Source organism: Vibrio sp. Vb0349 (assembly GCF_033338975.1).
The window spans coordinates 1-1,158 of sequence record NZ_JAWOTS010000343.1 but is presented as its reverse complement, the minus strand read 5'-3'; the positions used below and the strand labels follow the sequence as shown (position 1 = coordinate 1,158).

At 43.7% G+C, this 1,158-nt stretch carries 1 protein-coding gene; it reads left to right on the top strand.

Annotation, left to right across the window (positions count from 1 at the left end):
- Positions 1-249: 249 nt before the first annotated feature.
- On the top strand, positions 250-1,158 hold a 909-nt coding region (locus R7Q47_RS25700), incomplete at its 3' end, for a DUF2860 domain-containing protein (protein WP_318090191.1).

Here is a 1,158-nt window from a genome sequence, read left to right as displayed (position 1 = left end):
AGCGATGACACAAATTACGAGTGAACAAATCGCAGAATTGAGAATCACAAAAGAAGCGTTAAAAAAAAATAACAAATATGCCAACATGATAACCAAACAACAGTGATAAGGTGTGAGTAATAAAACAGCGTGTAATTATACTGCTCCGTTGCCACATTGGAACATTTGTGAGAATGGTCAGATTTGTTTTATGTAAAACCAAACTCATATCAAAATCACAATATTCATTCGACAACAAGGAGATAACGAATGAAACCAAGGCTAACCCTTTTGCCTTTGGCCTTTGTCGTCAGTTCTGCTCAGGCTCAACTCGCTGAAACTGCAGGGTTCAGCGGCGAAATCTCAATCAATGCTGGTGTGATTTCATCGGAATCGAACTTTAATACCGACAACAGCAAAACCATCGACTCGTTAAACCAAAGCGCTGAAAGCGACACAACCGTCATCGCAGCGCCACTCGGAAGTATCGCCTACACGTTTGGTCGCCAGCTCAACCACCAAGTGTATGCTGGTACAACGCGTTCCGATGTGGCAGTCGGTACACTGGCTTTTCAATTAGGCTATCAGTACGAACTGCCGTCAGGCACAGTATTGGATGTCTCTTACCTTCCGACCGTCCTCAAAGGCGAAACGTGGCGTAATCCTTATCAAGTAGGTACGGCTCGTAAAACAACGGATGAAGGTGGTAACGCCTATCGATTTCAAATCAAAGGTTTGGTCGATAGAAACTTCACCCTCGATTTAGCTTATGCCGATAAAGATGTCGAACAAGATGAAGTCACCGATCGTTCACTCGCGCGTGATGCCAGTATTTATTACGTAAAAGGCGAATATCGTATTTCACTAGACCAAACATCGCTACTGCAACCCGCGTTCACCTACATCAACCAAGATGCGGATGGAAAAGCAGAATCGTATGACTCTTATGCCTTTGACGTAAGTTGGTTTAAGTTCATCAACCGTCATCGTTTAGCCTTAACCGCAGGCTATGCACTCAAAGATTATCAATCGGCGAGCCAAATTTTTGCGAAAACGCGCAGTGATGACACCTTGAGCTTGTTTGCCGCTTACGAATACCAAAACGTGTTTGATTGGCAAAACTGGTCGTTCATTTCCTTCGCGGGTTATAGTCAAACCGATTCAAACATCACCTTTTAT